This window comes from Bradyrhizobium amphicarpaeae, from assembly GCF_002266435.3.
Lineage (GTDB): Bacteria > Pseudomonadota > Alphaproteobacteria > Rhizobiales > Xanthobacteraceae > Bradyrhizobium > Bradyrhizobium amphicarpaeae.
Genome location: NZ_CP029426.2, coordinates 5,024,360 through 5,050,401, shown reverse-complemented (window position 1 = coordinate 5,050,401; position 26,042 = coordinate 5,024,360). Strand labels below are relative to the sequence as shown.

General features: G+C 64.7%; 25 protein-coding genes. 6 read left to right on the top strand and 19 right to left on the bottom strand.

The annotated features are described in order from the left end of the window. Positions 1 to 33 precede the first annotated feature (33 nt). A complete protein-coding gene (locus tag CIT40_RS23750) occupies positions 34 to 996 on the bottom strand; it encodes a UDP-glucuronic acid decarboxylase family protein (protein WP_094891454.1) in 963 nt (320 codons plus the stop codon). 217 nt (positions 997 to 1,213) lie between these two features. On the opposite strand from CIT40_RS23750, the gene rfbF reads away from it, so the two are divergent. Beyond that, positions 1,214 to 1,984 (top strand): glucose-1-phosphate cytidylyltransferase, encoded by a 771-nt coding sequence (gene rfbF / locus CIT40_RS23745; RefSeq protein ID WP_094891455.1) that lies wholly within the window; start codon positions 1,214 to 1,216, stop codon positions 1,982 to 1,984. After that, the gene (rfbG, locus tag CIT40_RS23740; protein ID WP_094891642.1) at positions 1,981 to 3,039 is read left to right on the top strand and encodes a CDP-glucose 4,6-dehydratase; all 1,059 of its coding nucleotides are present in this window, start codon (positions 1,981 to 1,983) and stop codon (positions 3,037 to 3,039) included. The genes rfbF and rfbG overlap by 4 nt, the downstream gene beginning before the upstream one ends. 6 nt (positions 3,040 to 3,045) lie before the next feature. Here the strand turns inward: rfbG and CIT40_RS23735 are convergent, their stop codons facing one another. Both CIT40_RS23735 and CIT40_RS23730 read right to left on the bottom strand, forming a co-directional pair. After that, on the bottom strand, positions 3,046 to 3,936 hold the full coding sequence (locus CIT40_RS23735) for a phosphotransferase (protein ID WP_094891456.1): 891 nt from the start codon (positions 3,934 to 3,936) through the stop codon (positions 3,046 to 3,048). Next, complete coding sequence (locus CIT40_RS23730; RefSeq protein ID WP_094891457.1) at positions 3,926 to 4,879, bottom strand: sulfotransferase family protein; 954 nt, start codon at positions 4,877 to 4,879, stop codon at positions 3,926 to 3,928. The genes CIT40_RS23735 and CIT40_RS23730 overlap by 11 nt, the downstream gene beginning before the upstream one ends. A 170-nt stretch (positions 4,880 to 5,049) precedes the next feature. Here CIT40_RS23730 and CIT40_RS23725 point away from each other — a divergent pair, with 170 nt between their 5' ends. Genes CIT40_RS23725 through CIT40_RS23715 form a run of 3 tightly spaced genes read left to right on the top strand, consistent with a single transcriptional unit; the run spans position 5,050 to position 7,683 of the window. Continuing rightward, positions 5,050 to 5,967: an NAD-dependent epimerase/dehydratase family protein gene (locus tag CIT40_RS23725; protein WP_094891458.1), complete on the top strand. Its 918-nt coding sequence runs from the start codon at positions 5,050 to 5,052 to the stop codon at positions 5,965 to 5,967. A gap of 43 nt (positions 5,968 to 6,010) precedes the next feature. Further along, a complete protein-coding gene (locus tag CIT40_RS23720) occupies positions 6,011 to 6,763 on the top strand; it encodes a transketolase (RefSeq protein ID WP_244611832.1) in 753 nt (250 codons plus the stop codon). After that, positions 6,760 to 7,683, top strand: a complete 924-nt coding sequence (locus CIT40_RS23715; RefSeq protein WP_094891460.1) for a transketolase family protein — start codon at positions 6,760 to 6,762, stop codon at positions 7,681 to 7,683. The genes CIT40_RS23720 and CIT40_RS23715 overlap by 4 nt, the downstream gene beginning before the upstream one ends. A gap of 13 nt (positions 7,684 to 7,696) precedes the next feature. Here the strand turns inward: CIT40_RS23715 and CIT40_RS23710 are convergent, their stop codons facing one another. From CIT40_RS23710 to CIT40_RS23655, 12 genes are all read right to left on the bottom strand, one after another. After that, complete coding sequence (locus CIT40_RS23710) at positions 7,697 to 8,659, bottom strand: glycosyltransferase family 2 protein (protein ID WP_094891461.1); 963 nt, start codon at positions 8,657 to 8,659, stop codon at positions 7,697 to 7,699. A gap of 28 nt (positions 8,660 to 8,687) precedes the next feature. Further along, the gene (locus CIT40_RS23705) at positions 8,688 to 9,878 is read right to left on the bottom strand and encodes a DUF6056 family protein (protein ID WP_334265211.1); all 1,191 of its coding nucleotides are present in this window, start codon (positions 9,876 to 9,878) and stop codon (positions 8,688 to 8,690) included. Positions 9,879 to 10,278: 400 nt separating this feature from the next. Then, entirely contained in the window at positions 10,279 to 11,028 is a 750-nt protein-coding gene (locus CIT40_RS23700; protein ID WP_094891463.1) for a glycosyltransferase family 2 protein, read from the bottom strand. 11 nt (positions 11,029 to 11,039) lie between these two features. After that, positions 11,040 to 12,443, bottom strand: coding sequence for a capsular polysaccharide export protein, LipB/KpsS family (locus CIT40_RS23695; protein ID WP_094891464.1), 1,404 nt, complete (start codon positions 12,441 to 12,443; stop codon positions 11,040 to 11,042). Between the two features lie 4 nt (positions 12,444 to 12,447). Further along, positions 12,448 to 13,836 (bottom strand): surface carbohydrate biosynthesis protein, encoded by a 1,389-nt coding sequence (locus tag CIT40_RS23690; RefSeq protein WP_162307645.1) that lies wholly within the window; start codon positions 13,834 to 13,836, stop codon positions 12,448 to 12,450. Positions 13,837 to 13,861: 25 nt separating this feature from the next. Continuing rightward, positions 13,862 to 14,794 carry a hypothetical protein gene (locus tag CIT40_RS23685; protein WP_094891466.1) on the bottom strand — a complete coding sequence of 311 codons (933 nt, stop codon included), beginning with the start codon at positions 14,792 to 14,794 and terminating at the stop codon, positions 13,862 to 13,864. Continuing rightward, complete coding sequence (locus CIT40_RS23680; protein ID WP_094891467.1) at positions 14,791 to 15,678, bottom strand: class I SAM-dependent methyltransferase; 888 nt, start codon at positions 15,676 to 15,678, stop codon at positions 14,791 to 14,793. The genes CIT40_RS23685 and CIT40_RS23680 overlap by 4 nt, the downstream gene beginning before the upstream one ends. Beyond that, entirely contained in the window at positions 15,679 to 17,202 is a 1,524-nt protein-coding gene (locus CIT40_RS23675) for an MATE family efflux transporter (protein WP_094891468.1), read from the bottom strand. Positions 17,203 to 17,212: 10 nt separating this feature from the next. Beyond that, the gene (locus CIT40_RS23670; protein WP_094891469.1) at positions 17,213 to 18,034 is read right to left on the bottom strand and encodes an SDR family oxidoreductase; all 822 of its coding nucleotides are present in this window, start codon (positions 18,032 to 18,034) and stop codon (positions 17,213 to 17,215) included. A 13-nt stretch (positions 18,035 to 18,047) separates the two neighbouring features. Continuing rightward, a complete protein-coding gene (locus CIT40_RS23665; RefSeq protein ID WP_094891470.1) occupies positions 18,048 to 18,749 on the bottom strand; it encodes an acylneuraminate cytidylyltransferase family protein in 702 nt (233 codons plus the stop codon). Then, positions 18,746 to 19,654 (bottom strand): Gfo/Idh/MocA family protein, encoded by a 909-nt coding sequence (locus CIT40_RS23660; RefSeq protein WP_094891471.1) that lies wholly within the window; start codon positions 19,652 to 19,654, stop codon positions 18,746 to 18,748. The genes CIT40_RS23665 and CIT40_RS23660 overlap by 4 nt, the downstream gene beginning before the upstream one ends. Further along, positions 19,651 to 20,700, bottom strand: a complete 1,050-nt coding sequence (locus tag CIT40_RS23655; protein WP_162307644.1) for a nucleotidyltransferase family protein — start codon at positions 20,698 to 20,700, stop codon at positions 19,651 to 19,653. The genes CIT40_RS23660 and CIT40_RS23655 overlap by 4 nt, the downstream gene beginning before the upstream one ends. A gap of 195 nt (positions 20,701 to 20,895) precedes the next feature. Here CIT40_RS23655 and CIT40_RS23650 point away from each other — a divergent pair, with 195 nt between their 5' ends. Beyond that, a complete protein-coding gene (locus CIT40_RS23650; RefSeq protein ID WP_094891473.1) occupies positions 20,896 to 21,507 on the top strand; it encodes an acetyltransferase in 612 nt (203 codons plus the stop codon). Here CIT40_RS23650 and neuB read toward each other — a convergent pair. The 4 genes from neuB to CIT40_RS23630 are packed head-to-tail and all read right to left on the bottom strand — an operon-like array spanning position 21,504 to position 25,965. Further along, entirely contained in the window at positions 21,504 to 22,574 is a 1,071-nt protein-coding gene (gene neuB / locus CIT40_RS23645) for an N-acetylneuraminate synthase (RefSeq protein ID WP_094891474.1), read from the bottom strand. The genes CIT40_RS23650 and neuB overlap by 4 nt on opposite strands. Beyond that, a complete protein-coding gene (neuC, locus tag CIT40_RS23640; RefSeq protein ID WP_094891475.1) occupies positions 22,571 to 23,749 on the bottom strand; it encodes a UDP-N-acetylglucosamine 2-epimerase in 1,179 nt (392 codons plus the stop codon). The genes neuB and neuC overlap by 4 nt, the downstream gene beginning before the upstream one ends. Beyond that, complete coding sequence (locus CIT40_RS23635) at positions 23,742 to 24,953, bottom strand: LegC family aminotransferase (RefSeq protein ID WP_094891476.1); 1,212 nt, start codon at positions 24,951 to 24,953, stop codon at positions 23,742 to 23,744. The genes neuC and CIT40_RS23635 overlap by 8 nt, the downstream gene beginning before the upstream one ends. Beyond that, a complete protein-coding gene (locus tag CIT40_RS23630) occupies positions 24,946 to 25,965 on the bottom strand; it encodes an NAD-dependent 4,6-dehydratase LegB (RefSeq protein ID WP_094891477.1) in 1,020 nt (339 codons plus the stop codon). Before CIT40_RS23630 ends, CIT40_RS23635 begins: the two co-directional genes overlap by 8 nt. Positions 25,966 to 26,042: the final 77 nt, after the last annotated feature.

Below are 26,042 nucleotides of genomic sequence, written 5' to 3'. Positions count from 1 at the left end.
AGCTCGCTGCGGACGATGGACGTTGCGAGCAGGTCAGGCGATATCGAGCGAGTGCTTGAAGTAGGCGATCGTTTCCTTCAGCCCGTCCTCGAGCGCGACCTTCGGCTCCCAGTCGAGCAGCGCCTTCGCCTTGGTGAGGTCGGGCTGGCGCTGGCGTGGGTCGTCCTGCGGCAGCGGCTTGAACACCAATTGGGAGCGCGAGCCCGTGAGCTTGATGACCTTCTCGGCGAGCTCGCGGATCGTGAACTCGGAATTGTTGCCGAGATTGATCGGGCCGGTAACCTCTTCCGCGGTCACCATCAAGCGCATGATGGCCTCGACGAGGTCGTCGACATAGCAGAACGAGCGGGTCTGCCCGCCGTCGCCGAACACCGTGATCGGCTCGCCCTTCAGCGCCTGGACGATGAAGGACGACACCACGCGGCCGTCATTGGGCTGCATGCGCGGTCCATAGGTGTTGAAGATGCGCGCGACTTTGATCGGCAGGCCGTGTTGACGCCAATAGTCGAAGAACAGCGTCTCGGCGCAGCGCTTGCCCTCGTCGTAGCAGGAGCGGATGCCGATCGGGTTGACGTTGCCCCAGTACTCCTCGGTCTGCGGATGGATCAGCGGATCGCCATAGACCTCGCTGGTCGAGGCCTGGAAGATGCGCGCCTTGAGCCGCTTGGCGAGCCCCAGCATGTTGATGGCGCCGTGCACCGAGGTCTTGGTGGTCTGCACGGGGTCGCGCTGGTAGTGGATCGGCGAGGCCGGGCAGGCCAGGTTGAAGATCGCGTCGACCTCGATGTAGAGCGGAAAGGTGACGTCGTGCCTGACCGCCTCGAACAGTGGATTCGCGATCAGATGGGAGATGTTGCGCCGGCTGCCGGTGAAATAATTGTCCGCCGATACCACCTCGGCCCCGGCATCGAGCAGTCGCTCGCAGATGTGCGATCCGATGAACCCGGCGCCTCCGGTCACGAGGATGCGGCTGTTCTTGTAGCTTTCAAACGGCATGATCGGTTCCAGCTGGGTCTTGGGGCAGTCTCGTCTCGGTGCGGCGGCAGAGTGGTATCGACTACGGGCGGAAACGCCAATAGCCTTGCGCCAAGGTAATAAATTACCTATTGAAGCCGGGCCTTTCTTGAGGACCGATGATTTTCCAGGCCACCCCACTTCGTATAGAAGCCATCTGGGATACGCGGGGAGCGTGCCTCCGGTTCGGAGCAGGTGAATGAAAGTCGTAATTCTTGCGGGAGGCCTGGGCACGCGAATCGCGGAGGAGACCACCACGCGGCCGAAGCCGATGGTGGAGATCGGCGGGCGGCCGATCCTGTGGCACATCATGAAGATCTACAGCCATTATGGCTTCCATGATTTCGTGATCTGCCTTGGCTACAAGGGCTTCATGATCAAGGAGTACTTCGCCAACTACTTCCTGCACATGTCCGACGTGACCTTCCACATCGCCGAGAACCGGATGGAAGTGCATCGCGAGACGGCCGAGCCGTGGCGGGTCACGCTCGTCGACACCGGCGAGGACACCCAGACCGGCGGCCGGCTGAAGCGGGTGTTGCCTTATGTCGCGGACGAGCCCTTCTTCGCCTTGACCTATGGCGACGGTGTCGCCGACATCGACCTGGCTGCCGAGATCGCGTTCCACAAGGCGCATGGACGGCGCGCCACCGTTTCGGTGGTGCGGCCGGCCAAGCGGTTCGGCGCGATCGCGATCGAGGGCGACCGGGTCGTCAATTTCGAGGAAAAGCCCAATGACGACGGCGGCTGGATCAACGGCGGTTTCTTTCTGCTGTCACCGTCGGTCGGCGAGTTGATCGCAGGCGACAATACGATTTGGGAGCGTGAGCCGATGGAGCAACTCGTGCGCGGCGACGATCTGCGCGCCTACGTGCATCCCGGCTTCTGGCACCCGATGGATTCGCTGCGCGATCGCAACTTCCTCGAGGGTGAGTGGGCCGGCAACCGTGCCAAATGGAGGGTCTGGTGACGGATCCGGCATTCTGGCGCGGCAAGAAGGTTTTTCTCACCGGCCACACCGGCTTCAAGGGCGCGTGGGCGTCGCTGCTGCTGCGCCGCTTCGGGGCCGAGGTCTACGGCTATGCGCTGCCGCCGACCCACCAATCCGCGCTGTTCGTCGCGGCGCGGATCGCCGACGACATCAAGCACCGCATTGCCGATATCCGTGACCTCTCAACCCTCCGCGCCGCAATGGCGGAGGCCGAGCCGGACATCGTCATCCACATGGCGGCGCAGGCGCTGGTGCGCCCGTCCTACGAGGAGCCGGTCGAGACCTTTGCGACCAACGTAATGGGCACGGTGCATGTGCTGGAAGCGGCACGGCATCTGCGCTCGGTGCGGGTGATCCTGAACGTCACCAGCGACAAATGCTACGAGAACAATGGCAAGGGCACCGCCTTTGGCGAAGGCGACCGGCTCGGCGGTGACGATCCCTACAGCAACAGCAAGGCTTGCGCCGAGCTCGTGACGCATTCCTACCGCCACAGTTTTTTCAACGCCAAGGGCGCAGCGCGCGTGGCGACCGCGCGGGCCGGCAACGTGTTCGGTGGCGGCGACTGGGCGCGCGACCGCCTGGTGCCCGATGCGATGCAGGCGTTCCTGGCCGGCGAGGCGCTCCGCATCCGCAATCCCAATTCTGTGCGGCCCTGGCAGCACGCGCTCGACCCGGTGCTCGGCTATCTCTCGCTGGTCGAGCGTTTGGCCGGCGACGAGCGTTTCGTCGGGGGCTGGAATTTCGGACCGGATACCGCGAGCGAGGTGCCGGTCGGGACCGTGGTCGATCGCCTGATCGCGCTGTGGGGCGACGGCGCGCGGTGGACGGCCGATCCCGGCCCGCATCCGCACGAAGCGGCCTATCTCAGGCTCGATTGCGCGAAGGCGCGGAGCGAGCTCGGCTGGACGCCGCGGCTCGATCTGGCGCAGGGCCTTCGCTTGACCGTCGATTGGTACAAGGCGCTGCGCGAGGGCCGGGACCTGCGCAGCTTCTCGCTCGATCAGCTCGACCAGGTCGCCCACACTGCGTAGGCCTGATCAGCCCGGCAGGTCGAGGATCTCGGCAATGCGGCCCTGCGCGGACACCGCGTGCTTCACGTGCTCGCCCGACAAGACCGCCAGATAGGATTTGAGCAGGACGACGAGCACGAGGATGGCACGCTCGACGTCGGGCGAAAGGCCGGTTCGGCCGAAGGCAGCCTCTTGCAGGAACGGCCGGTTCTCCATGAAGGTCAGCCAGTAGAGGTAGTCGTAGCCGGCGATGCCGCGGAATGCATCTTCCCAGTCGATGACGCGCCGCACGCCGCCCTGCAGCATGATGTTCTTCGGCCCGAAATCGCCGTGACAGAGCGCCTCGGGCAAATCCGCCAGACCATCCCCGAGCAGCGCAATAAGCCTGCGCACCTCGGTCGCGCCGGACCGGTCCAGCAGGCCGCGGCTCGAAAGCGTCTTCAGTGCCTCTGCGGCGGATGCCAGATAGTGATCGAACGAGGCAAGCCCATCCGGCTGCCAGTCCTTGAGCCGCTCACTGCACGCGGATGCCATTGCGGCGGCATCAGCGGGCGGCATCGGGGCGGCATGTGGCTCGAGCGCGGGCATCATCAGGCAGAGCCGCGCCGTTTCATCCGCGAGCGGGATCTCGAAACGGTCGAGCACGATCGTGTTGCCATAGAGTTGCGCGAGGATGTCGGCTTCCTTGGCGAGGTTGGCGCGCGCACGCGTTTCCGGCAGATGCGTCTTCAGAAACCGCTTCTCGCCGGAGATGTTCGCATCGTAGCAGGCACCAAGCGTGCCGCCGGGCGCCGGCGCAACGGTGACGTCGCGGCTTAGGGACTGCAGGTGCTGTCGCAGCGCGGGCAGGAGGCGCGCGCGATCGGCGGCGATGTCGGGGCGGTTGTCGGTCTCGAAGAACGCGATCTTACTCAGCACGATAGAGCGGGCTCAGATAGTCGATCCGGTCGTAGCCGAAATGCCGGGCGAGTGCCGCAGTGCCCTGTGCGATCTGTTTGCGCTCCGCGTCCGAAAGCTCCTGGATCACGGCCTGGTTGTAGTCCTTGGTGCTCTTGAGCACGGTTCCCCAGGGGGCGATGGAGTCCTTGATCTCGACGCCGTTCCAGCTGGGATAAAGCATGGAGTCGGCGAATGGCACGCCGATGAATCCGGCCGCCTCGGTCATGAACTTGCGCTTGTCGTCGACGAGGTCCTCGTAACGGAAGATCCGCACGTTCTCGGGATACATCTTGGCAAACATCTCGACCGTCGAGTGATAGATGTTCCAGGTGATCAAATATTTGGTCAGCGGCTGCGGGAACGGGCGGCGCTTGGTGTCGCGGTAAGCCGAGAACGGATTGCGCACGATGTGCAGGATGCGGACGTTGGGAAAGTCGCGCACCATGCGATCGGCATCGATCCCGATGGCGGGCGAGTAGCCGACATGGACCATGCCCGGCCGCGGCTTGACGTAATAGTTCTCCCAGGCCGCGAAGGTCGCGCGAAAGAAGGCCTCGATCACCTGGCGGCGGAAGATCGGCGGCTCGCCGACGATGCGGGCGAACTCGGCGACCCGCTTCTTCTCGTCCATCACGCAGTCCGCATCGCGGAACTTGGAGCCGTTGCGCTTGCGCAGGAAGGTCTTCAGCTCCTCGTCGATCATCTGCTCATAGAGCTCGGTGGCCGTCAGCCCCTCCGGAAATTCGGGGTAGCGGTACTGGACGCGCTCGACCGAGGCGAGGAAGTCGTTGAAGTTGCGGTTGCCGAGCTGAGATTCGAAGGGATAGACGAGCAGGTCAGGATGACCGTCGAAGTGACGATGGGTGACGTTTCCGCCGTGCTCGAAGCCTGCGGAAACCATGGCCAGCCGGAAGTCGTTCATGCCTCTACCCCTAACGTCGTCGAACCTCGATCTGGCCCTCCGTTTAGCCGCATGGGCCGGATAATCAAGTTCGGATCGCCCCTTCCAAGGTGCCGGGAACGCGGCACGGGCAGGGGGGCTCGCCGAAGCGGGACATTGACGGCGCCGGGGTAGCTGATCTACCCGGGGTTATGCGTGTTTTTGCCACCGGTGCGAGCGGTTTTCTCGGCTCCTATCTCGTTGCGGACCTTGTGGCGCGAGGGCACGAGGTGGCCGTCCTGCTGCGGCCGGCGAGTTCCTATTGGCGCCTCGCGCAGCTCCATGACCGGCTGCACGTGATCCCGGGCAGTCTGGAGCATCCGGACGGGCTGCGCGGAGCGCTGGGGGCGTTTGCGCCGGAGGCGGTCGTGCACATGGCCTGGCGCGGCGTCGCAGGCAGCGATCGCAACAGCCCGGTTCAGGCCGTCAATGTGGCCGACACGGTGGGCCTCGCCGAACTCGCGGCCGAGGCCGGCGCCAGGATCTTCGTCGGAGCCGGATCGCAGGCGGAGTACGGCCCCTATGAACGCGCGATCCGGGAGGACGACGTGCCACGGCCGACGACGTTGTACGGCATGGCCAAGCTCGCGGCTGGATCGATGGCGATGCGCCTGTGCGAGGAGCGCGGTCTGCGTGCCGCCTGGCTCAGGATCTTCTCGACCTACGGCCCGAAGGATGCCGATCACTGGCTGATTCCGAGCACGATCCGGAACTTGCGCTCTGGACAGCATATGGCGCTTACGGCCTGCGAACAGCGCTGGGGATTTCTGCACGCGCGAGATGCCGCGAGCGCTTTCCGGCTGGCGATCACGCATGAAGCGGCGAGCGGCATCTTCAATGTCGGCAGCGCCGACGCCCCGCCGTTGCGCGAGACGGTGACGCGGCTGCGCGATCTCGTAGACCCCGGCGCCGCTCTCGGCTTCGGCGAGTTGGCGTATCGGCCCGATCAGGTTATGGTCCTGGCTGCGGACGTTTCGCGCATGCTTGCCTTGGGCTGGAAGCCCGAAGTGCCGTTGGATGAGGGACTACGCGAGACGGTAGAGTGGCATGACGCGACCAAATCTTCCTGAGCCGAAAGAATTCGCGCGGCGGATTCGTGCGCACGCGTTGCGCATGGTGCATGCCGCGAAGGCCTCTCATATCGGCGGCTGCCTCTCGATGGCGGACATCCTGGCGGTGCTCTACACGCGGATCCTGCGCGTCGATCCCGCAGAGCCGCAAAGCCCGAGCCGCGATCGCTTCGTGCTCAGCAAGGGCCACGCCACGGCGATCATGTACGCAACGCTTGCCGAATGCGGTTTCTTTTCCCTCACCGAGCTCGACACCTATTGCCGCGACGGCTCGATCTTTACCGGGCATGTCAGCCACGCCGTGCCCGGCGTCGAGGTTTCGACCGGCTCGCTCGGCCACGGCCTGCCGATCGCGATCGGCATGGCGCTGGCCGCACGCCATGCAGGCGCGGGCAGCCGCGTGTTCTGCCTGCTCAGCGACGGCGAATGCGACGAGGGCTCGAACTGGGAGGGCATCCTGTTCGCGCCGCATCACAAGCTCGACAATCTCTGTGTCATCGTCGACTTCAACAAGATCCAGAGTTTCGGCTCGGTCGCCGAGGTGTTGAACCTGGATCCGTTTGCCGAGAAATGGAAAGCGTTCGGCTGGCAGGTCGAGGAGATCGACGGCCACGACCTCGCTGCGCTCGAGCATGTGCTGAGCGGCGTGCCGGCCGCATCGAACCGGCCGACCGTCGTGATCGCCCACACCGTGAAGGGCAAAGGCGTGAGCTTCATGGAGAACAAGCTCGAATGGCACTACCGCTCGCCATCGGATGAACTGCTCGCGCAGGCGCTGGCCGAGGTCGGCGCATGAGGACGACGTTCATCGAGAGCCTGTCGCAGGCCGCAAGCGAAAACCCCGACATCTGGCTGCTCTGCGGCGATCTCGGCTACTCCGTGCTGGAGCCTTTCGCGGCGAAGTTTCCTGATCGCTATCTCAATGTCGGCGTTGCCGAGCAGAACATGGCGGGGATAGCCGCCGGCATTGCGCTGTCGGGCAAGACCGTCTTCATCTACTCGATCGGCAATTTCCCGACGTTGCGCTGCCTCGAGCAGCTCCGCAACGACGTCTGCTACCACGGTGCCGACGTCAAGGTCGTGGCGGTCGGCGCCGGCTATGCCTATGGCAGCCAAGGTTACACCCACCACGCGCTGGAGGACGCAGGGATCATGTCGATGCTCCCGGGCATCGAGGTGTTCGTGCCCTGCGATCCCATGGAGGTGCGGGCTGCGACGCGTCTGATCGCGACAAGCGGCAAGCCCTCTTACTTGCGGCTCAGCCGTCAGGGGGAGCCGAATCTCGGCACCGCCGTGACCGACCTGCGCAAGCCGCGTGTGCTGCGTGAGGGACGCGAGGTCGTCATCCTCGCGTCCGGGCCGATCGCCTCCCGCGCGCTGGAGGCTGCCGGCGAACTCGCCGGGCGCGGCAGGGACGTCGGTGTCGTCAGCGTCTCATGTCTGAAGCCGCTCGACGAGGCCGCTATCCGCGACGCCGTGCGCGACGCCTCGCTCATCGTGACTCTGGAAGAGCACATCTTGCGCGGCGGCCTGTTCAGCCTGGTCGCCGGCCTATTCGCCGGCGATGCGCGGCGACCGCCGGTCACAGGCCTCGGCATTCCGGAGCAGGGCGGCAAGACCTCGAGTGCGGGGTCGCGCGAGGCGCTGCTCGATGCCGCCGACCTCTCGGCTCAGGCGATCGTCGCGCGAATCGAGCAATCGCTGGCGAAGCGCTGACGCCGCCTGCGCATCACGCGCCGGGCGGCGGGGAGGGGTCGAAATTGACGCGCTCGCGCTCGAAGACCACGGGCTTCTCGCGCACTTGTCCGTAGATCGCGAGAACGTACTCGCCGATCATGCCCATGAAGAACAGCTGTACGCCACCGAAGAAGAACATGGCGACGATCAGCGTGAGGATGCCGGGTTCGGCGAGCTTCTGATAAAGCACCAGGCCGATGATGAAGTTGACGATCGCGTATGCGATGCTCACGGCCGAGATCAGGAAGCCCGCGAGCAGGCCGAATCGGACTGGCGCGGTGGTGAAGGACACCAGCCCGTTGAGGCCCTGATCGATCAGCGCGCTGGCGCGGTTCTTCGAAAACCCTTTCTTGCGCTCGCGCCAGGTGTAGGGCACGCCGATCATGCGACCGCCGCATTCGAACGTCATCATTCGCATGAATGGATAGGCGTCACGGACGTGACGCATGGCCTCGACAACGCGCCTGTCGACGAGTTGGAAGTCACCGACTCCCGGAGGCACCTTGAGCTCGGAGAACCGGGTCAGGACGCGGTAGTAGACGTTGCGGAGCCCGCGCATCAGACGGCTTTCCTCGCGCACGGCGCGGATGCCGTAGACGATCTCGTAGCCGGCCTCCCACAGCTTGACGAATTCGGGAAGCAATTCCGGCGGATCCTGAAGGTCCGCCGGCATGAACAGCAGGACGGCATCGCCGCGCGAGGCCATCACGCCGTTGAAGGTGTTGCGGAGCGGTCCAAAGTTGCGTGCATTGACGATGATCTTCACCGCCGGATCCTGTGCTGCGATCTCGCGCAGGATCTCCATGGTGCGATCGTCGGAGGCGTTGTCGCAGAAGATGTGCTCGCGCTGATAGCCTCGGAGTTCGCCGTCGAAGATCTTCCGGATCGCCTCGTAGCAATCCCTGACGTTGAGCTCTTCGTTGTAACAGGGCGTGATGACGCTGATTGTTTTCACGTTCGCATCTCTGAAGCAGGGCAAATGGTCATCGCGGTGTGTCGGCGCCGTAGACGGCGGATTTGTGGTAGTATCTGGCGATGCAGTCGTTCGGCAATCTGTCGGCGTTGGCCGTCACATCGGCGGTCATCAGCAGAGACGGCGTCCATTTGTGCCGCGGGATCACGACAACCGGCTCGGGGCTCGTCGTCAGGAGGGCATGCCGATCGGCGCTCTCCCGCCAGTAGGGATACAGGCCCTGCCATTGGGAACGCAGCTGGCTTCCCGTCGAGCTCAGGCACAGCGAGGCGATCGTGAGCATCGTCAGGCTCGCGGGCATCCCGACCGGGCCGAGCAGGCCGCGAAGCGCGCTGCGTGCAATGCGTTCGCGCAGTTGCGCGCGGTAGGCGCCGACGAGCAGCCTGACGCCCAGCGTCGATCCGAACAGCAGCAGGATCAAGGCCTGGTTCTGCGCTCTTTCGACGAGCCGCATGCCCGTCGCATAGCGATGGGCGAAATATTCAAAATAGCAGCACGCCAGGCAGATCGCGATCGTACCGAGAGCCAGTAGCCTGCGCTTTTGCGGCGCTGCCGGCGCTGGAGCAGGCTCGGTCAACGCAATGAGGCCGACCGCGCCGAGCCAGACGAGGATGGCGGGCTCTCGCAGGAAGCGGCCGAGGCCAGTGAGCGAATCGATCAGTGCCTGGAGAACGGACGAGATCGCGTGCCCACCGTTCGGGAGCTGCTCCATGCGCGTGCTGTTACCGCTGGCGGAGACGACGATGATCCAGCCGACGGCAATGGCGGCGGCAATCAGAACGTGATGCCCGATCTGACGTTGTTGGCCGAAAAAATGGCGCGCACCCAGCGAGGCCGAAACGATCAGCAGCAGCCATGCCCCGGTAAATTCGTTGCACAGCGAAGCCGCAAAGCCGCCTAGCGCCATCGATAGGCTGAGCGTCCACGAGAAGCCGGATTGCCCTTCGAGTGCGCGGATGCACTCTCCGAGGATCAGGATCGTGACCACGGCGGGCGGGACGTAGCAAGTCACGGCCGACAGCCAATAGAGCAGATCCCGGACGCTCGGCGCCGCGCTGACCGTGGCGCTCGCGAAGGCAAGCGTGAGGAAGGTCAGTTGCAGGGCGGAAGTGCGCGGCCAAGCCCTGACCATGGCAATCGCCATGCCGGCCAGGAACAGCGCGGCGCTCATGGCCATCGTCAGTGAATAGGTCAACAGCAAGCTGACACCGGTCGCCGCAGAGATCGCCGGCGGAACCTGGGTCAGCCACAGGGCGAGGATCCGGCCCGATTGGCCATGATAGAAGATCGACACGGTCTGGACGAAGCCGTGTTGCACATACAGTTCAGCGAAGCAGAAGTCGTCATGCTCGGGCGCACTCAGCGAAGTGAGCGCGAACAGAAGCAGCAGAAAAATTGCCGGAAACAGGCTGCATAGCGCCCAGCCAATCCAGGCCCGGCGATCGGCGTGGGGACGCGCTGCCAGTGGAATAACACCTTGATTGTACACGCAAAGCCCCCTCCGATCAGGGGCAGACTAGAGACAACCGGCCCGGGTCGCAATGTTCATTTGCAGCCCCAGCAGCGCGCGCCTGAAGGGCGCTGGCGGGCGGCGATCCGCGCTAGAACGCCCGCCGTTTCAGCCAGGCCCGCGTAGCCCAATGGGCAAAACACCAGGCCGATTTGATCAGGGAGAGGTGCTCGACATTGCGGTAGATCTGCCAGACCCATTTGGCCGAGCGTGCCGGCCGGCTGGAGACCGAGGAGCCCCTGACGCGATAGCGCGCGAGATCCTCGTTGAGGCCGTAAGCGGTGTGGCCGCGCTTGAGGACCGAGAGCCACAGACAGAAATCATCGTAGCCCTCGTTCTTCATCGCGATTGGGCCTGATATCTCGCGGTCGACCATCGCGGTCAGCGTCGCGATCGCGGTGTTCTCCAGGAGCTGGCCATAGGTGAGCGAGGCCGGCACCTCGATCAGCCGTCCGGTGACGGTGTTGGCCTCGTTGATGCGGCGGAAGGCGGTGTAGCTGAGCGCGGCCTGCTTTGCCTTCGCGAAGGCAAGCTGCCGCTCCAGCTTCTCGGGCAGCCACAGATCGTCGCTGTCGAGGAAGGCGAGATAGCGGCCCTGCGCGGCGTCGATCGACGCTTGCCGCGCCAGCGCCGGGCCGCCGTTCTTCGGCATCCGGATCAGCTTGACGCGCGGGTCGCGCTCGCCGATGCCGGCGATGATCGCCGGCGTCCGGTCGGTCGAGCAGTCGTCCGCGATCAGGAGCTCCCAATCGGCGAAGGTTTGGTTTTGCACCGAGCGGATCGTCTCCTCGATCAGGCCTTCGACATTCCAGGACGGTGTGATGATCGAGACAAGCGGCATGACGGGTCCGTTCAGTTCACGCCGGCCGGCTCGGCGATCGCCGCGCGCAAGGTGGCCGCAAAAATGTCCAGCAGCTTGGGATCGCTGATATAGAGCTCGCCCGGATAAGACCGGCGCCAGGCGGATTCGAAATAGGGCGCGCCTTTGGCCGGATCGAACGGGCCGGCGGAGAGTGCCTCCCGCAGCCGTGCGGGCACATCGGCCAGACGGTCGACCGCATACACCAGCGGGCAGGAGCGGTAGAACGCATCCCCCATCACCACGACCGGCTTGCCGAGCAGCAGCGCCTCGGCGCCCGATTTGCTGTTGACGGAGATGATCGCATCGGCGCGATTGAGCACGGTGTAATTGTTGGTCTGCGGCGGCAGCAGCACGAAATTGTCGAACCGGCGCGCGAGCTCGAACAGCCGGGAAGCCGCGATCGCACCGATCTGGGCGGGATGCTCTTTCACCACGAGCACATGCGAATCCGGGATCGTGCGCAGCAGGAAGTCGACGGTCGCGACCTGGTCGAGATAGTCCGGCGAGCGCAGTGTCAGCGCCATGTCGGCCGGAACGTGGAACGGATAATAGACGAAGGGTGCCTCGGGGATCGGCTTGTAGAGCGTGCGCAGCCGCGTCGCGTTGAGCGCCATCGCGGCGTGCACCCGGGCATGACGCAGATTGTGCCCGAACTCCTGGTGCTTGCCGAGCGCGAACTGGTCCCACAGCTTTTCGGTGAGGCGGCGCGCGTTGCGCAAATTGACGACCTTCTTGAAGGCCGCGGAATAATGGTGCTGATCCTTCTTGGGAATGACGATCGCGCGCTGCGTCAGCGTCTCGTCGAGATAGGCGCGAACCTCAGGGGAGACGGCGTCCGCCGGCGCCGGCATCACGTCGGGCGCAGCAAGGCTGTCAGGTGTGAAGTACATCCGGCCGCGAAAGAACGAGGGCTCGATGAACCAGTTGCGGATGTTGCGCCGCCTGGCGGCGTAGAAGCTCGCGAGGACCGAGAGGAATCCGCCGAGTTCCTGCACCAGCTCGGCGCGCTTGCCTTGCCGCTCCAGCCGGTCGAGCACTGTCTCCATTGCATTGGCGTAGATCATGAAGCGCCGGCGCAGTGCCGCGGTGTCGCGGATGCCGAAAGTGAAACGCTCATGGCTGAACAGGAAATTGGTTCCGTGGAGCCCGTAGGCTGCGACCCGCGCGTTGAAAGCCGTGCGGTCGTCGGGCGAGGGGCCGGCCTTGAGGCCCTCGCGATACATGTTCGTGACCGGAACGCCTTCGGCCGTCGACATCTCCGCGCTGCGATCGTCGAAGGCGAGCAACTCGACATCATGGCCTGCCGCGCGCAACCGTTGCGCGACCGGAATCCAGAACCGGGTCTGGTATTCGGCGAGCGTGGTGATGAGAATCGTCTTTGCGGGTGCGGCCATGGCTCTATCGGGCGTGTTCGATCGCAATACTTGCAAGCGGCAAGCCGGTCGTCGCGCAATGCGCACGTCTTGCGGTAAATTGAGACGGCTTCGCCTGATCGTGGGCGGCGATGCGATGAAGCAGGGTCTGGACGAAGGGCGGTGCGATTCGCTTGTCGCGCCGGGCCGGATTGAACTGGCTGCGCAGCCGCTCGGTGACGGCCGAGCCGAGCGCAGCGCTGGCGGTCCCTTTGACGATCTGGCCAAGGCTCGGCTGGGCACGCGTTCCCTTCACGGTCGCGAGCAGCGAGACGTAGGGCCGGTGCGAGCTCGCTGCGCTGGTCAGGACGTCGGCGACCCGTTCGGCGGCCTTTCCGTCATTGAGATGGAAAAAGGCCTCGATGTCGGCGGCGTGAACGCGGGCGAAATCGAAGGTTTCGGTCTCGCGCTCGATGTGATCGATCGCGCCGAGCAGCTCTTCGAACGAGGCGACGGGCCGGCTCACGCGCGCGGGCAGCGCGGCATGGCCGGCAGTGGTCGGCGTGTTCAGATATTCGAGCTGCAGCGGCAGCTTTCCCAGCAAGACCGATTCGACGGCCGTCCCGCAGTTGAGATGGATCACCGCGGCCGCGTTGCGGATGCGGTCGAGCACGCTGCCAGTGCCGTCGATCAAAACGTTGGCGTGGCGCGAGAGCGCGTTGCGATAGACGTCCTCGCTTTCGAAGGGGTGAGGTCGCAAGAGAATGTTGCGATCGGGCCGCGCGGTGGCGAGCCGGTCGATTTCGACGAGATAATTGGCGAAGACCTGCTTCAGGTCCGCGATGAAGCGATCGACATAGGCGCCGTCCCAGCCCGCGCGCACCATCGCTTCGCGTTCGCCGCCCGGCTTGCCGGTGAAGCGTGAATTGACCAGCGGGAAGTTGGCGTTGACGAGCAGATAGCCGCGCGGTTCGCCGTCGAGCAGCGCGCGCCAGTGCGGGGCCGCGAAATCGAAGCGCGGGCATCCGGTGAGGTGAAGCTGCTCCGGCTTCATGGTTCCCGCCGCGAGGAAGGCGTCGTGCAGCCGGCTGCCCCAGAAGAAATAGCCTGCCAGGATATCGCCGTAGCCGCTGCTCTTGATGTGGGCGGCCATCGCCGGCGGCGAGTTGCCGCCCTTTTCGGCGAGCACGCCGCCTTCGGTATCGAGCACGTACAGCGCGAGGCCCGCTTTGGCGAAGCTGCGCATCAGGTCGAGATTAACGGGACGCGCGTAGTTGACGACCAGCGCATCCAGCCCCAGTCGCGGAACATCGACGGCCTGCTCGTACATCGGCACCAGCGCAACGGATACGCCGCGCCGCGCCAGTTGGTAACCGAGCATGACGGCCCCAGGCAGGTCACGCTTGGGGTGATCGACCACCAGGCCTATTCGCAAGATGTCAGCTCCCGGCAGGTCCGTGTCAGAGCCGCATCACGGTGCGATCGAGGTCCGACAGGGCTCCGACCGCGCGGAAACGCGCCGGCGGTTCGGGAAAGATGCGCGGCTGCTGGATGTAGGTTGCCGTGTACAGCAAACGGCTGTGATCCGACTGGATCCTGCTTCCCATGTGCAGGCAGCGCGCCGTGTTGACGATGAAGGACGACAGGCGGGGCGCGATCATCTCCTTGACGGCGTCGGGACCGGTTTTGGCAAAAACCTGCGCATCGCTCATGTGGCTCTTGAGCGAGTTGCGGAACGCCTTTGACGGCCCGGCCGGGATGAAGGTGAACGGGCCATCGGCAGTGTCCTGCACATCGGTCAGATAGATGAAGAGCTTGCAGACGCGCTTGTCGTCGTGATCGAGATGCCACAACTGGGAGAAGCTCAACGCCTGGTTCGGCGTGGGTTGCGACAATGTCAGCACCACGTCCGACAATTGCGGCAGGTCGTGCATGAAGTCGCCGATGATGCGCAGTGCAGCCGGCTGCAGGGCATAGCGGACGAACGGATGATCGGTGGCAAACGCGCCGTTGACGAGATCCTCGTCCAGCAGGCTGACCCAGAACGATTTGTGCCCTTCTCTCTGCCGGCCGACCAGCTCCTGGAGGCGGTTCACCTTGCCGTCCGCGAACGACGCGACGGCTTCCGCGAGCCCGCGGTCGACGATCGAGGAGACATCGACGTAGCCATCCGCCTCCAGCTTGCGGCTGGCCTCGGCCCACTCGGGTTTGGTCGGAAGCTGCTTCAGCAACGCGATCCGTTTGGCACGGGCCGGCAGTTGCAGGCTGGTCAGGGCAGCCTTCAGCACCCATCCGAGATCGGTGCGGTTGACGTGCCACAGCAGGCGGCGGAATTGGCTGATCTTCGCCTTCTTCGGGGCAGGCCGATCAGCCGTCGTATCGACGGTTGTCATGTGGGCTCCCAGCAATACAAAAAACCATCATTGTGGATCGTCGGCGCGAACGGCATGCGTTCCCGCGCCAGGATGCGGACGCGGCCCTGTCGCTCGTAATCGTCGAGCGTCGAGAACAGCTGCGTCTGGTAGTCCACCGACCGGATGTAGAGGAAGCTGACCATGTCTCGCGGATTTGCGAGATTCAGGAGCTCCGTCGTCGGCTCGATGTTGATGACGCGCTTCGGCCTCGCCGCAATGATGTTGTCCACCACCTTGCGCACGTCGTAGGGAATTTGCTCGATGCAGAAATAGGTGAAGACGACCTGGTCGCGGATCGCCGTGTAGCTGGGATCCTTGCCGTCGGTCAGGTCGATCCTGTCGAGCAAGATCCGGTCGGACAGGCCGAAATGTGCAGCGATCTCGCGGCCCGCGGCGATGCCGTTCGGCGCGATATCGAAGCCGTGCAGCTTCCAGTCGGGATGGTTGAGGTGGAGCGAGAGCAGGTTGATGCCGCAGCCGGTGCCGAGCTCGACGATCTCCTTGGCGCCGCCGGCGTGACGCGCCAGCAAGTCGCCGAGCGCTCTGGCGCGATAGCGGTAATAGTCTTCGGCGGCGACCCTGCAAATCTGATTGTCGACCTTGCGCAGACTTTGCGCGGAATTCTTCGGCACCAGGAATTCGCTGATGCTTGCGGTCTTCGTCCAGGCCTTTTCCGACAGCGTCCGCTGCCAGTGCGTCATGTTGTATTCGGAATCGACGACGTCGGCGGTGCGTACGCGGCGCATTGCGAAACGGCCGATGCTCCTTGCCGCGTCCAGCGCATACGTCGTCGCCTTGTCCGACAACGAGGCCGGAGCGAAACCTGAGATGACGGCTTTCGTGTCTGTCGCGTGGATATTCATTCAACTGCTTCTGGATGTCAGTCCCATTAATTGTCCGACGGCTGGAAATACAGTCCGGTGCCGCTTTTCGAGCACGAGGAAGTATTGGAGCGTCCAGGTGATCAGACAGAAAGTCATGGAACCAAGGGCGAGCTTTAGCACGCTGTCGAACCGAATGTAACCTGCAATTGCCGCTAGAAAAATGCTTGCCAGGACCAGGATTGCGAACTGGGTTCCGATGACCTTCACGAAGCGATTGCGGTCGAGCTCGAGTGCGCCGCGCAACGCTTCCAGCTGCAAGGGCAGGATAAGCATACTACCGATCACCTGGCCGAGGATCAGGGCGCGTTCCGCGAACAGGTGCAATGTCGCGGCCGAGACGACCGCCCAGATCAGAAGATGAACGGCGATCAGCCGGTTGAGCCTGGCCTGCACCTCCGGCCGCGTCAGGAAGATCAGGCTGCCGATCGCTACGTATTGGGCGCAGATCGGAACCAGGAAGCTCAGGCCCATCCAGAACGCGTAGGGCGCAAGCAGGGGACCGATCCAGATGTTCATGATCTCCGGCGAGAGGATCGCGGTCGCGGCAAGCGGCGGCACCACGAACATCGGCATCAGGACGAGGCCGAGATCGCCGAGGCGCTGGAAGGACGTCGCGCTGCCGCGCTCGTCCAGGCGGCTGGCGACGGGAAGCAGTGCGGATGTCAGGAGGCTGACAACGACCTTGGAAACCCGCGACAATCGCACCAGCGCGTCGTAGGTGCCGACCGCCTTGGGCCCGAACAGCAATCCGATCAGGAACGGCTGAAGCGGTCCGGATACGCCGCCCATCAGTTTGCCCTGCAGGAGCAGCACGCAGCGGTGCAGAATATCCTGCCGGATGTCCGGGGTCCACGGCAGCAATCGCACGTGCTTGTGCCGCAGGGCCACGAACGCGGCAATTCCAATGACGACGGCGCGGGCCACTAGCGTGGCGAGATAGATATAGGCGACCACTTCAAAGCCTGCCGCCGCCCACGAGGCTGCGAATGTCAGGCCGACATAGGCCACCGTCGACGTGACCTCCGCAACGCGGAGCAGGTTGTAGCGCTCGAAGCCCTTGATGGTGCCTTCCCACACCAGTGCCGGAACGAAGATCAGATTCGCGATGGCCGTGTAGTGCATGATCCGGGTGAGCGTCTCCACATGTGCGGCGTCAACCTTCATCACGATGACGAACAGTGGCGTCGCGAACCATATGACGGCGCTCAGGATCAAGGTGAGAGCGAAGGAGACCGCCCCCAGGAAGGCGATCTGGCGACTGGCCTGCGTCCAATTGCGGTGCTCTCGCGCGCGGGCGACGACCTGGGTAGCGACCTCGGACAGACCCAGGTCGAGCACCGCCATCATGCCGGTGGGAAGCAGCAGCCGCGAGATGACGATGAGGCCGAACTCGGTCACCCCCCAGGTCCCGATGATCAGTGGAATGACCGCAAGGCCCAGCAGGGCGGCCACGCCGAAGGCCAGCGCCGAAATCACCGTGTTCTGGATCAGGCGCTTGATCATTGATGTTTCGCTACCAGGCGCTCAGACCGCCGTCGACGGCGACGTTCTGCCCAGTCACGTAGGACGCGGCATCCGACACCAGGAACAGCATCGTCCCCACCATCTCGTCCGCGCGAGCCATGCGGCCGAGCGGGATACGGGCACCGTAGCGCGCCTTGAAGGTTTCGTTCTGTCCGCTCTCGACCCCGCCGGGGGTGAGGGTATTGACGCGAACGCCCTTCGCCGCCCAGTAGGTCGCCAGGTGCTTGGTCAGGCCGATGACGCCGGCTTTGGACGCGGTGTAGACCGCCGGCGTGTTGATCGCGCGGCCGAGATATTCGGAGCCTTCGTAGATGCGCTGGTCGGGCGCCATCAGGCCGTAGATCGAGGCGGTCTGTACGATAGCGCCGTAGCCACGCTCGGCCATTCGGCCGCCAAATACCTGCGCGACGTTGAACATGCCGTCGAGGTTGACCGCCATGATCTCCCGCCAGGTGTCCAGCGAGAATTTCTCGACGGGTGCAAAGAAGGCATCGACATCGCGGGTCTTGCTGGCGGCATTGTTGAGCAGGATGGAGACCGGGCCGAGGTCCGCTTCGATCGCATCGGCCGTGTTGCGGACGGAGCTTGGCTCGGTGATGTCGCAGCCATAGCCTTTGGCGCGCGCGGCATGGCGTGAGGCGACGTCGGCTGCCGCAGCATCGGTCGCGGCCTGATCGAGATCGACGATCGCGACGTTGGCGCCAAACTCTGCAAGGCCCTCGGCGAAGCGGCGTCCGAGGATACCGCATCCCCCGGTGACGACGGCGGTTCGGCCGGTCAGATCGAACAGGGCCTTGAAGCTCGTGGTCATCGCTTGGGCCTCCTCAGGCCGGCAGTCGTTGGCGCAGCAACAGTTCGACCAACGCAAAATCGAGATCGGAATCGATGTCAATCGAGCGTTCTTCCGGCATTTCGAACAGGCGCGTGTCCGGATAGAACACCGCAGGCCGCTCCAGGAACGGCGCGACGCGCCAGACATAGATCGACGCGTTCATGTCGAAGCAGCGCGGCGCATCTTGCCGACGCGTGATCGGGGGATCGGTGGGTTTGGAGAGGCCGACGCTGCCATCTGTGCGTTGCTCGACCAGGTTGAAATAGGGCGATCGTCGCGCCGGTGCCCCCGTAATGACGTTGCGTGCGCCGCTCTCGCGCAGCAGCGCGACCGCACCGGCGATGTCGGAGGCCAGCCTGAGCGGGGAGGTGACGTCGAGATCGACGAAGATCTCCGGCGTCTTGCCGGATTGCGCGATAGCCTGCTCCAGACAGTGGCGGATCGCTGGCAGTTTAGGTGCGGTATCGGTCGCCATCTCGTCCGGACGCTTGACCGCGATGTCGGCGCCGGCCTTCAGGGCCGCCTCGAGCAGTGCGTCCGAATCGCTACTGAACGCGATTGCATCGAACAGGCCCGTCTCGCGCGCCTGCGCGATGCTCCAGGCCAGCACGGGCTTGCCCAGCAAATCGCGCGCATTCTTGCCGACGACCCCCTTCGAGCCGCCCCGCGCGCAGATGGTGCAGAGGAGACTCATGGCGATATCCAGGTCTTGGTGCGCAGAGCACGCTCGCTGGCGTCGATCAGATGCACGACGCCGAGCGCCTCGGGCAGCGAGCAGGCCGGGCGCGCGCCACGCATCGCCGCGACATGCATGTCGCGATAGCTCTGGTCGCGGTCGCTGGGGATCTCCGTTGCCTTGCCGTTGATCGCAAGACGGCTGCCGACGAGATCGGCCTCGATGGTGTCGTCGTCGACATTGACGCGAATGCGGCGGATGCCCTGGCGGTCGAGATAGTCCATGTGGACGTGGACCGATGGCGCCCGCTGCATATCGAGCAGCAGATCGAGGTGGTCGTCGACGTCGATGTCGCGCGCGCCGGACGCGCCGCCGAGCGCCGCGACGCGATGCCACGGGCCGAACAGCCACAGCAGATAGTCCAGTTCGTGGCTGAGATCCCGTAGCACGCCGCCTCCGGCATCGACCGTGGCGGATGCGGTCGCGCGATGATCGCGGCCGGGCCGCCAGTCCCTGATGTCCTGGCCGACATAGGCAGCGACCGTGATCACGTCGCGCCCGCGCAGTCTTTCGGCCAGCGCCGTCATCACGGGGTGAAAGCGAAGATTGTACCCGACGCTGACATGGGCAAACGGATATTTCGGGGGAGGTGTCGGTGTCGCGAACAGCGGCTTTTCGACGAGGACTTTGCCCTGGAAGCCGGCCTGCGCGAGCTCTTTCAGATCGTCCGCATGGCGCGCAGTCTCGGTGGCGATCACCACGTAGTCCGGATGCGCCGTCGCGACGGCCTGCGTGATCGATCCGTAATCGCCGCCTTCGCGGCGGCTGACGGTCGCGACCTCGAGGCCAAGCTCGCGCAGGACGCGCGCATGCCTCGTGCCGATTGAGCCGAGACCAACCACGACCGCTTTTGTCGAGGTCACGGGAAGACCTCGTGAAACTCCGCATGCGCCTGCTCGAAATCCTCCAGGCGGCCGATATCGAGCCAGTATTCGCGAATGGGATAGACCGCAACCCGTCCCTTGCCGGCGATGACGCGCTCCAGCACGGTCGGCATGTCGATGCTGGCGCCGGGCGTGACATGGCTGAAGACGGACTGGCCGATCACGTAGATGCCGGCACTGACGAACCAGCTCTCAGTCGGCTTCTCGCGGATGGCATCGAGAAAACCGTCCGACGTGGAAACCACGCCATAGGGCACGTGCACCTTGTGCTCGCGCACGGCCATCGTCGCTTCCGCCGGCGTTCCGTTGTGGAAGTCGAGAAGAGCCCCGTAGTTGATCGTGGTGAGGATGTCGCCGTTGGTGACGATCATCGGCAGGGCCGGCGGCGTCGGGAAGAGCCCGAGCGCGCCTGCAGTTCCCAGTCGTTCCGTTTCGTGGACGTACTTGATCGCGGCGCCAAAGGCAGCGCCATCGCCAAAGTAGTCCTTGATCGTCTGGGCCTTGTAGTTGACCGAGATGAAGATGTTGCCAAAGCCCTGCTGCACGACGTTGCGGACGATGGTCTCGAGCAGCGGCCGGCCGCCGACATTGAGCATCGGCTTCGGCAGGTCGCGTGTCAGCGCGCCCAGGCGCTCACCGAGGCCGCCCGCCATGATCAGGACAGGGTTCGGATAGTGAGCCGGTTCGAGCAACTCATCGAGCGTCTCGACCACGACCAGATGGCCGCCCTCGTCGACAAGCGGAAGCTGCTTGATCGACTTCTGCCGCATCAGCTGCAGGCGATCCTCGCGGGGCAGCGTGGCTGGAGCCGACACCGGCACACGGTTCATGATGTCGGTCGCAAGTCCGGCGAGAGGGATGCCGCGCAGCAGGCCGCGCCTCACGTCACCGTCGGTGACCACGCCGAGCAGGCGGTTCTGGTCGTCGAGCACGAGCGCAATCTGAATACTTCCGCTCTCGATGGCGGCAATGGCCTGGCCCACAGTCGCCTGCGTTCCAACGACGGCCTTACGCCAGGATTTCATGGCAATCTGCCTCGTATACGCCAGATATCGGCGGCGGCCCACGGCTGAGCCTGCTATATCGCGGCTGCGAGAGGCGGCGTCAACCCCAACGGCATCCCCTGAACAGCCTCGTTAACCCAGCATTTCGCGGTCTGAATCAACAGTTTGGAGACCCGCGATCCCCCCGCTAAGATTGCCTCGCGAAGGGGAGCAGCGATGGACGATCTCATCATCATAGGCGGCGGCGAGCATGCCTTCATGGTCTGCGAGGCAGCGCTGTTGTCCGGACAGTTCAAGGTCGTCGGCTTCCTCGATCGCCAGCCCGGAACGCTCGGCGATCTCAGTTACCTCGGAACCGACGAGGTCGCCTCAGAGTATCCGGATGCCGCCTTCGTGGTGGGAATCGGGTCGATGCAGGCGGGGCCGGCGCGCCGGCAGATGATCGGCCGCATGCAGGTCAAGCGCTGGGCGTCCGTGGTTCATCCGCGTGCGATCGTCTCGCCGTCGGCCACGATCGGCGCAGGCACCGTCATCATGCCGGGTGCAATCGTCAATGCGCGAAGCCGGATCGGCGATCACTGCATCGTCAATTCCGCTGTCGTCGTCGAGCATGACGTGCAGATCGGCGATTGCACGCATCTGTCGCCGGGAACCGTGATCGGCGGCGGCGCGAAGATCGGCGAGAACTGCTTCGTCGGTCTCGGCAGCCGGGTCAGGGACCACATCGCGATCGGCAACGACACGCTGGTCGCAATGGGATCGGTGGTCACGGCTCCATGCCCGGCAGGGTCCGTCCTTCGCGGCGTTCCGGCTAAGCCGCAAGGCTAGAGCGGATCGTCAGGTTCGAGCGCGCGGGGCGCGGCCGTTCCGACCAGCGACCAGTAGTCGATCGGCTGCCGGCCGGCGCCCGGTCGCTTGGCGGTGATGTCGGCGGGGCCGATGGTCTCGCCGGCCTCGAGCGCGCGCGCCGCGACGATGCTCTTGCGCGCCACAGGGACGTTCCTGATCTCGGAGTCCTTTGGCGCCTTCACGCCGTCGCCCAGCGCGCGTTCGACGTTGCGGATGGCGACGACCATGCGCTTGAAATCATCAGGCTCCAGCGAAGCCGCGTGGTCGGGGCCTTGCGCCTTGCGGTCGAGCGTCAGGTGCTTTTCGATGATCGTCGCGCCGAGCGCGACGGCGGCCACCGAAACCTCGAGACCGTCGGTGTGATCGGAATAGCCGACCGGAAGCTGGAACGCGGATCGCATCGTCGCCATTGCAGCGAGGTTCACGTCGTCGACGGGGCAGGGATATTCGGTCGTGCAATGGAGCAAGCTCACGTGCCGTGCGAGCGCCGTGCGCGCTGCCTGATCGCGCCACGCCGCGCGGAAGGCGGCAATGCCGGGTGGCCCGCCGGATGGGCCGTAGCCATGGGCGAGCACGCCCAGCGCCTCCTCGATCTCGCCGAGCGTTGCCATGCCGGTCGACAGGATCAGCGTCGCGCCGGCCCTCGCCGCCGCATGAAGCAGTGGCGCGTTGGTGAGGTCGCCCGATCCGATCTTGATGCGCGGCAGCTTCAGTGACAGCAGGAAGGCGAGCGAAGCATCGTCGAACGGCGTCGACAGGAATTCGATGCCGCGTTCCCGCGCGCGTTCGATCAGCGTGTGATGCGCGGCCTGCGGCAATTCGAGCCGTTCCAGCATGGCAAGCTGGCTTTCATCGGCATCCGTCATGCGTTGCTGATAGTCGGCTTTCTTCGCCGCGTTGCCAGCCAATGCCTTCGCATTGAAGGTCTGGAATTTGACGATGTCGGCGCCGGCGTCCGCGGCGGCCTCGACGAGGGCGAGTGCCTTGCCCAGGCTTCCGTCGTGGTTGACGCCGGCTTCCGCGATGATCAGCGTGTGCGTGGTCATGTCTGCGCTCCGCTTGGCGGAAGCTCGTAAAAGCCCTTGACCAGAAGCGGCCTGAAATCCGGAATGCCGGCGACGATATCCGCAAATCGCCGGCTGGATGCGCCGTCACCGTAGGGGTTGACGGTGGCCTGACGGCCGCGCTGGATCGCCGCGGCGATGGCGGTCGAGATGGCCCCGCGCTCGGGCGCCGCATGAAATACCGAGGTTGCGCGCTCGCGGCCCTTCTGACGGTCGCCGATATCGACCGTGGGAACGCCGAAGGATGGCGCTTCAAGCACGCCGCTCGAGGAATTGCCGATCACGACATCGACCTGGTTCATCAGGCTGAGATAGCGAAGCTGCCCGAGCGAGGCGACCGCGATCGTGTTCGGCCGGCTGGCCGCGAAAGCCTCGATCCCTGCGTTCAAGGCGCGGCCCTCGGCGTCGGCGTTGGCAAGCGTGAACACGAAACGAAAGGCGGGATCGAGCGTCGACAGGGCCGCGAACAATTCCTCCAATTGGGCCACCGAGCGCCCGGCTTCGACCGTGGCGGGGTGGAACGTGATGAGCGCATTGCGTTCGCCAAGCGGCATCCCGATCGCACCGCCGATGCCGTCGCGGTCCATCAGATCGAGATGCTTGATGGCGTCGATGCCGACTGAGCCAATGGTGTGGATCCGGGACGGGTGCTCACCAAGCTGCATCAATCGTCGCGTCGAGTCTTGATTGCTGGTGAAATGCAGGTGCGACATCTTGCTGATGGCGTGGCGCGTCGATTCGTCGACCGCGCCTTCGGTGACGTCACCGCCGAACAGATGCGCCATCGGCAGCCGCATGAACATGGCGGCCTGCGCGGCCGCGAACATCTCGAAACGGTCGCCGAGCACGACGACGAGATCCGGCTGCAGGCGTGTGAAGGTATCGGCAAAGCCGATGACGCCGAGGCCGACCGATTTCGCGACGCCGGCGCCGGTGTCGCTGCTCAGCAGCGTCTCGACGCGCTCGTCGACCTCGAATCCCTCGTCGCGGATCGCGTTGAAGGTGTAGCCGAACTCCGGCGCAAAATGCATGCCGGTGGCGACGAGTTGAAGGGTCAGGCCGGGCGTTTCCCGGATCGCGCGCATCGGCCAGACCAGCAGCCCGAAATCGGCGCGGCTGCCGGTGACGAAGCAGATCTTGCGCGCATTATCATTCATCGTGGGCCCTGATGCTGGCGCTGCTGGGCAGGTTGATCAGCCTGTGTTCGATGGCTTCGGCGGTGGAAAGATCGCCGCGAGGGCTTTGCGCGAACATCGGCAGCTTGTGCATCAAAGTCCAGGCCGGACGCGCGCCGAAACCGGCGTCGTTGAGCGCGGCGAGGACGTCGTCGCGGCTGCCGGCATTTTCCTCGTCGAGCAGGATCGCATTCAGCCAGTAATTGCTCGTGGTGTCCTTCGGCTCGTGCGAGAAACGGACGCCGGGCACACCGGCAAAGGCGCGCTGATAGGCCGCGGCCAATTTGCGCTTGCTCGCCAGGAAGCCGTCGAGTTGCTCGAGCTGGGCGCAGCCGAGTGCCGCGTTCAAGTTCGGCAGGCGGTAGTTGAAGCCGATCTCGTCGTGGACGAAGGCCCATTTATGCGGCAGCTTTGCTGTCGTCGTCAGGTGCTTGGCGCGGCGGCCGAGCTCCTCGTCATTGGTCAGGATGGCGCCGCCGCCGCCGGTGGTGACGATCTTGTTGCCGTTGAAGCTGAGTGCTGCAAGGCGTGCCTGCGATCCGACTGCGTGGCCCTTGTAGGTTGATCCCAGCGATTCCGCGGCGTCTTCGACCAGCGCGATGTTCCAATCCTTCGCCAAGGCTGCGATCTCGTCGAGCTCGACGGGATGCCCGAACGTGTGCATCGGGGCGATCGCTGCGATGCGGCGGCCGGTCTCGCGGTTGATGGTGCCGGTCGCGGTCTTCTGTGCGATCGCATCGAGGCGCGCCGCAAGCGCGCGCGCGTCCATGCCGAGTGTTTCGAGTGAGCTGTCGACGAAATGAGGGATCGCGCCGCAATAGGCGATTGCGTTCGTCGTCGCGATGAAGGTCAGCGCCGGCGAAATGACCTCGTCGTCGGGCTCGACGCCGGCGAGGACGAAACAGGCATGCAGCGCGGCCGTGCCATTGACGACGGCAACCGCGCGCTTGGCGCCGGTGACCCCCTCGAGCATGCGCTCGAACCGATCGACGAAGGGGCCGACAGAGGAGACGAAGGTGCTCTTGATGCACTCTTCGAGATAGGCGATCTCGTTGCCCGCGAACACCGGCTCGTGCAGGCCGAGGATGCCGTTCGGCGTTCCCACCGCGCGCTGCACGGCATCGACGATCGTCTTTCGGTCGAAGCCTGACCTCGTCACGTGACTGTCCACCATCGCCTCAGACATTGTACACGTCCGCCTTGTAGCGGCGGAGGTTTGCAGGATTGGTGAACCAGTTCACCGTCTTGACCATGCCGCGCCGCATACCTTCGATGCCGCCGAATTCCGGACTCCAGCCGAGCTGCTGGCGTGCCTTGGAATTGTCGGCCCAGAGGCGCTCGACCTCGCTATTGGGGGGGCGCAGCCGCGCCTCGTCGGTCTCGATTTCGATGGCCGTCCCCATGACGTCCGCGATCATCTGCGCGGTCGCGCCGACCGAAATCTCGAACCCGCTGCCGAGATTGATGGTCTGGCCGACAACCTGCTCCGCAGGCGCCGTGAGGCCCGCGATCAGGCCGCGCGCGGTGTCGGTGACGAACGAGAAGTCGCGCGTCGGGCTGACGGCGCCGAGACGGATCTTGCGCTTGCCGGTCGCGATCTGACTGATGATCGTCGGGATCACCGCGCGCGCCGATTGCCGCGGGCCGAAGGTGTTGAACGGGCGGATCACCACGACGGGCATGTCGAACGAAGCCTGGAATGACAGCGCCATCTGGTCGGAGGCGATTTTCGAGGCCGAATAGGGGGACTGCCCGACCAGCGGGTGGCTTTCCTTGATCGGAACCGTCTGCGCGGAGCCGTAGACCTCGCTGGTCGAGGTCTGAACGAAGCGCCGGACCCCGGCCATGCGCGCGGCCTGGAGCACGTTCACGGTGCCGCGCACATTGGTCTCGACATAGGAATCGGGCGCGACATAGGAGAAAGGGATGGCGATCAGCGCCGCCAGGTGCAGCACGTCGGTGCAGCCGCTCGCGGCCGCGATCATGAAATGGGGGTCGCGGATGTCGCCAGCGACCACTTCCACCGACGTCATGATCTCGGGCGGTATCGTGTCGAGCCAGCCCCAGGAGTTGAAGGAGTTGTAATAGACGATCGCCTTGACCCGGGCGCCGGCCTTGACCAGCTCCTCGACGACATGCGAGCCGATGAAGCCGTCGCTGCCGGTGACGAGGACGCGGGCGTCCTTCAGATCTTCCATGTCGGGTCCCAACGCGATTAGCTTAGTCTTCGCAATAGGATGGCGCTATAGCACACTGGCGGTTGCGTGCAACAGAG

Bases quoted from the DNA above. Each gene is read 5' to 3' on its own strand.
- CIT40_RS23700 (WP_094891463.1), bottom strand. From the start codon at position 11,028: ATGCCGCTTGTCTCGATCATCACACCGTCCTGGAATGTCGAAGGCCTG.
- neuB (WP_094891474.1), bottom strand. From the start codon at position 22,574: ATGACCACGCACACGCTGATCATCGCGGAAGCCGGCGTCAACCACGAC.
- CIT40_RS23750 (WP_094891454.1), bottom strand. From the start codon at position 996: ATGCCGTTTGAAAGCTACAAGAACAGCCGCATCCTCGTGACCGGAGGC.
- CIT40_RS23720 (WP_244611832.1), top strand. From the start codon at position 6,011: ATGGTGCATGCCGCGAAGGCCTCTCATATCGGCGGCTGCCTCTCGATG.
- CIT40_RS23630 (WP_094891477.1), bottom strand. From the start codon at position 25,965: ATGGAAGATCTGAAGGACGCCCGCGTCCTCGTCACCGGCAGCGACGGC.
- CIT40_RS23670 (WP_094891469.1), bottom strand. From the start codon at position 18,034: ATGACCACGAGCTTCAAGGCCCTGTTCGATCTGACCGGCCGAACCGCC.
- CIT40_RS23680 (WP_094891467.1), bottom strand. From the start codon at position 15,678: ATGAATATCCACGCGACAGACACGAAAGCCGTCATCTCAGGTTTCGCT.
- neuC (WP_094891475.1), bottom strand. From the start codon at position 23,749: ATGAATGATAATGCGCGCAAGATCTGCTTCGTCACCGGCAGCCGCGCC.
- CIT40_RS23655 (WP_162307644.1), bottom strand. From the start codon at position 20,700: ATGAAATCCTGGCGTAAGGCCGTCGTTGGAACGCAGGCGACTGTGGGC.
- CIT40_RS23675 (WP_094891468.1), bottom strand. From the start codon at position 17,202: ATGATCAAGCGCCTGATCCAGAACACGGTGATTTCGGCGCTGGCCTTC.
- rfbF (WP_094891455.1), top strand. From the start codon at position 1,214: ATGAAAGTCGTAATTCTTGCGGGAGGCCTGGGCACGCGAATCGCGGAG.
- CIT40_RS23685 (WP_094891466.1), bottom strand. From the start codon at position 14,794: ATGACAACCGTCGATACGACGGCTGATCGGCCTGCCCCGAAGAAGGCG.
- CIT40_RS23650 (WP_094891473.1), top strand. From the start codon at position 20,896: ATGGACGATCTCATCATCATAGGCGGCGGCGAGCATGCCTTCATGGTC.
- CIT40_RS23635 (WP_094891476.1), bottom strand. From the start codon at position 24,953: ATGTCTGAGGCGATGGTGGACAGTCACGTGACGAGGTCAGGCTTCGAC.
- CIT40_RS23725 (WP_094891458.1), top strand. From the start codon at position 5,050: ATGCGTGTTTTTGCCACCGGTGCGAGCGGTTTTCTCGGCTCCTATCTC.
- CIT40_RS23665 (WP_094891470.1), bottom strand. From the start codon at position 18,749: ATGAGTCTCCTCTGCACCATCTGCGCGCGGGGCGGCTCGAAGGGGGTC.
- CIT40_RS23695 (WP_094891464.1), bottom strand. From the start codon at position 12,443: ATGGCCGCACCCGCAAAGACGATTCTCATCACCACGCTCGCCGAATAC.
- CIT40_RS23715 (WP_094891460.1), top strand. From the start codon at position 6,760: ATGAGGACGACGTTCATCGAGAGCCTGTCGCAGGCCGCAAGCGAAAAC.
- CIT40_RS23730 (WP_094891457.1), bottom strand. From the start codon at position 4,879: ATGAACGACTTCCGGCTGGCCATGGTTTCCGCAGGCTTCGAGCACGGC.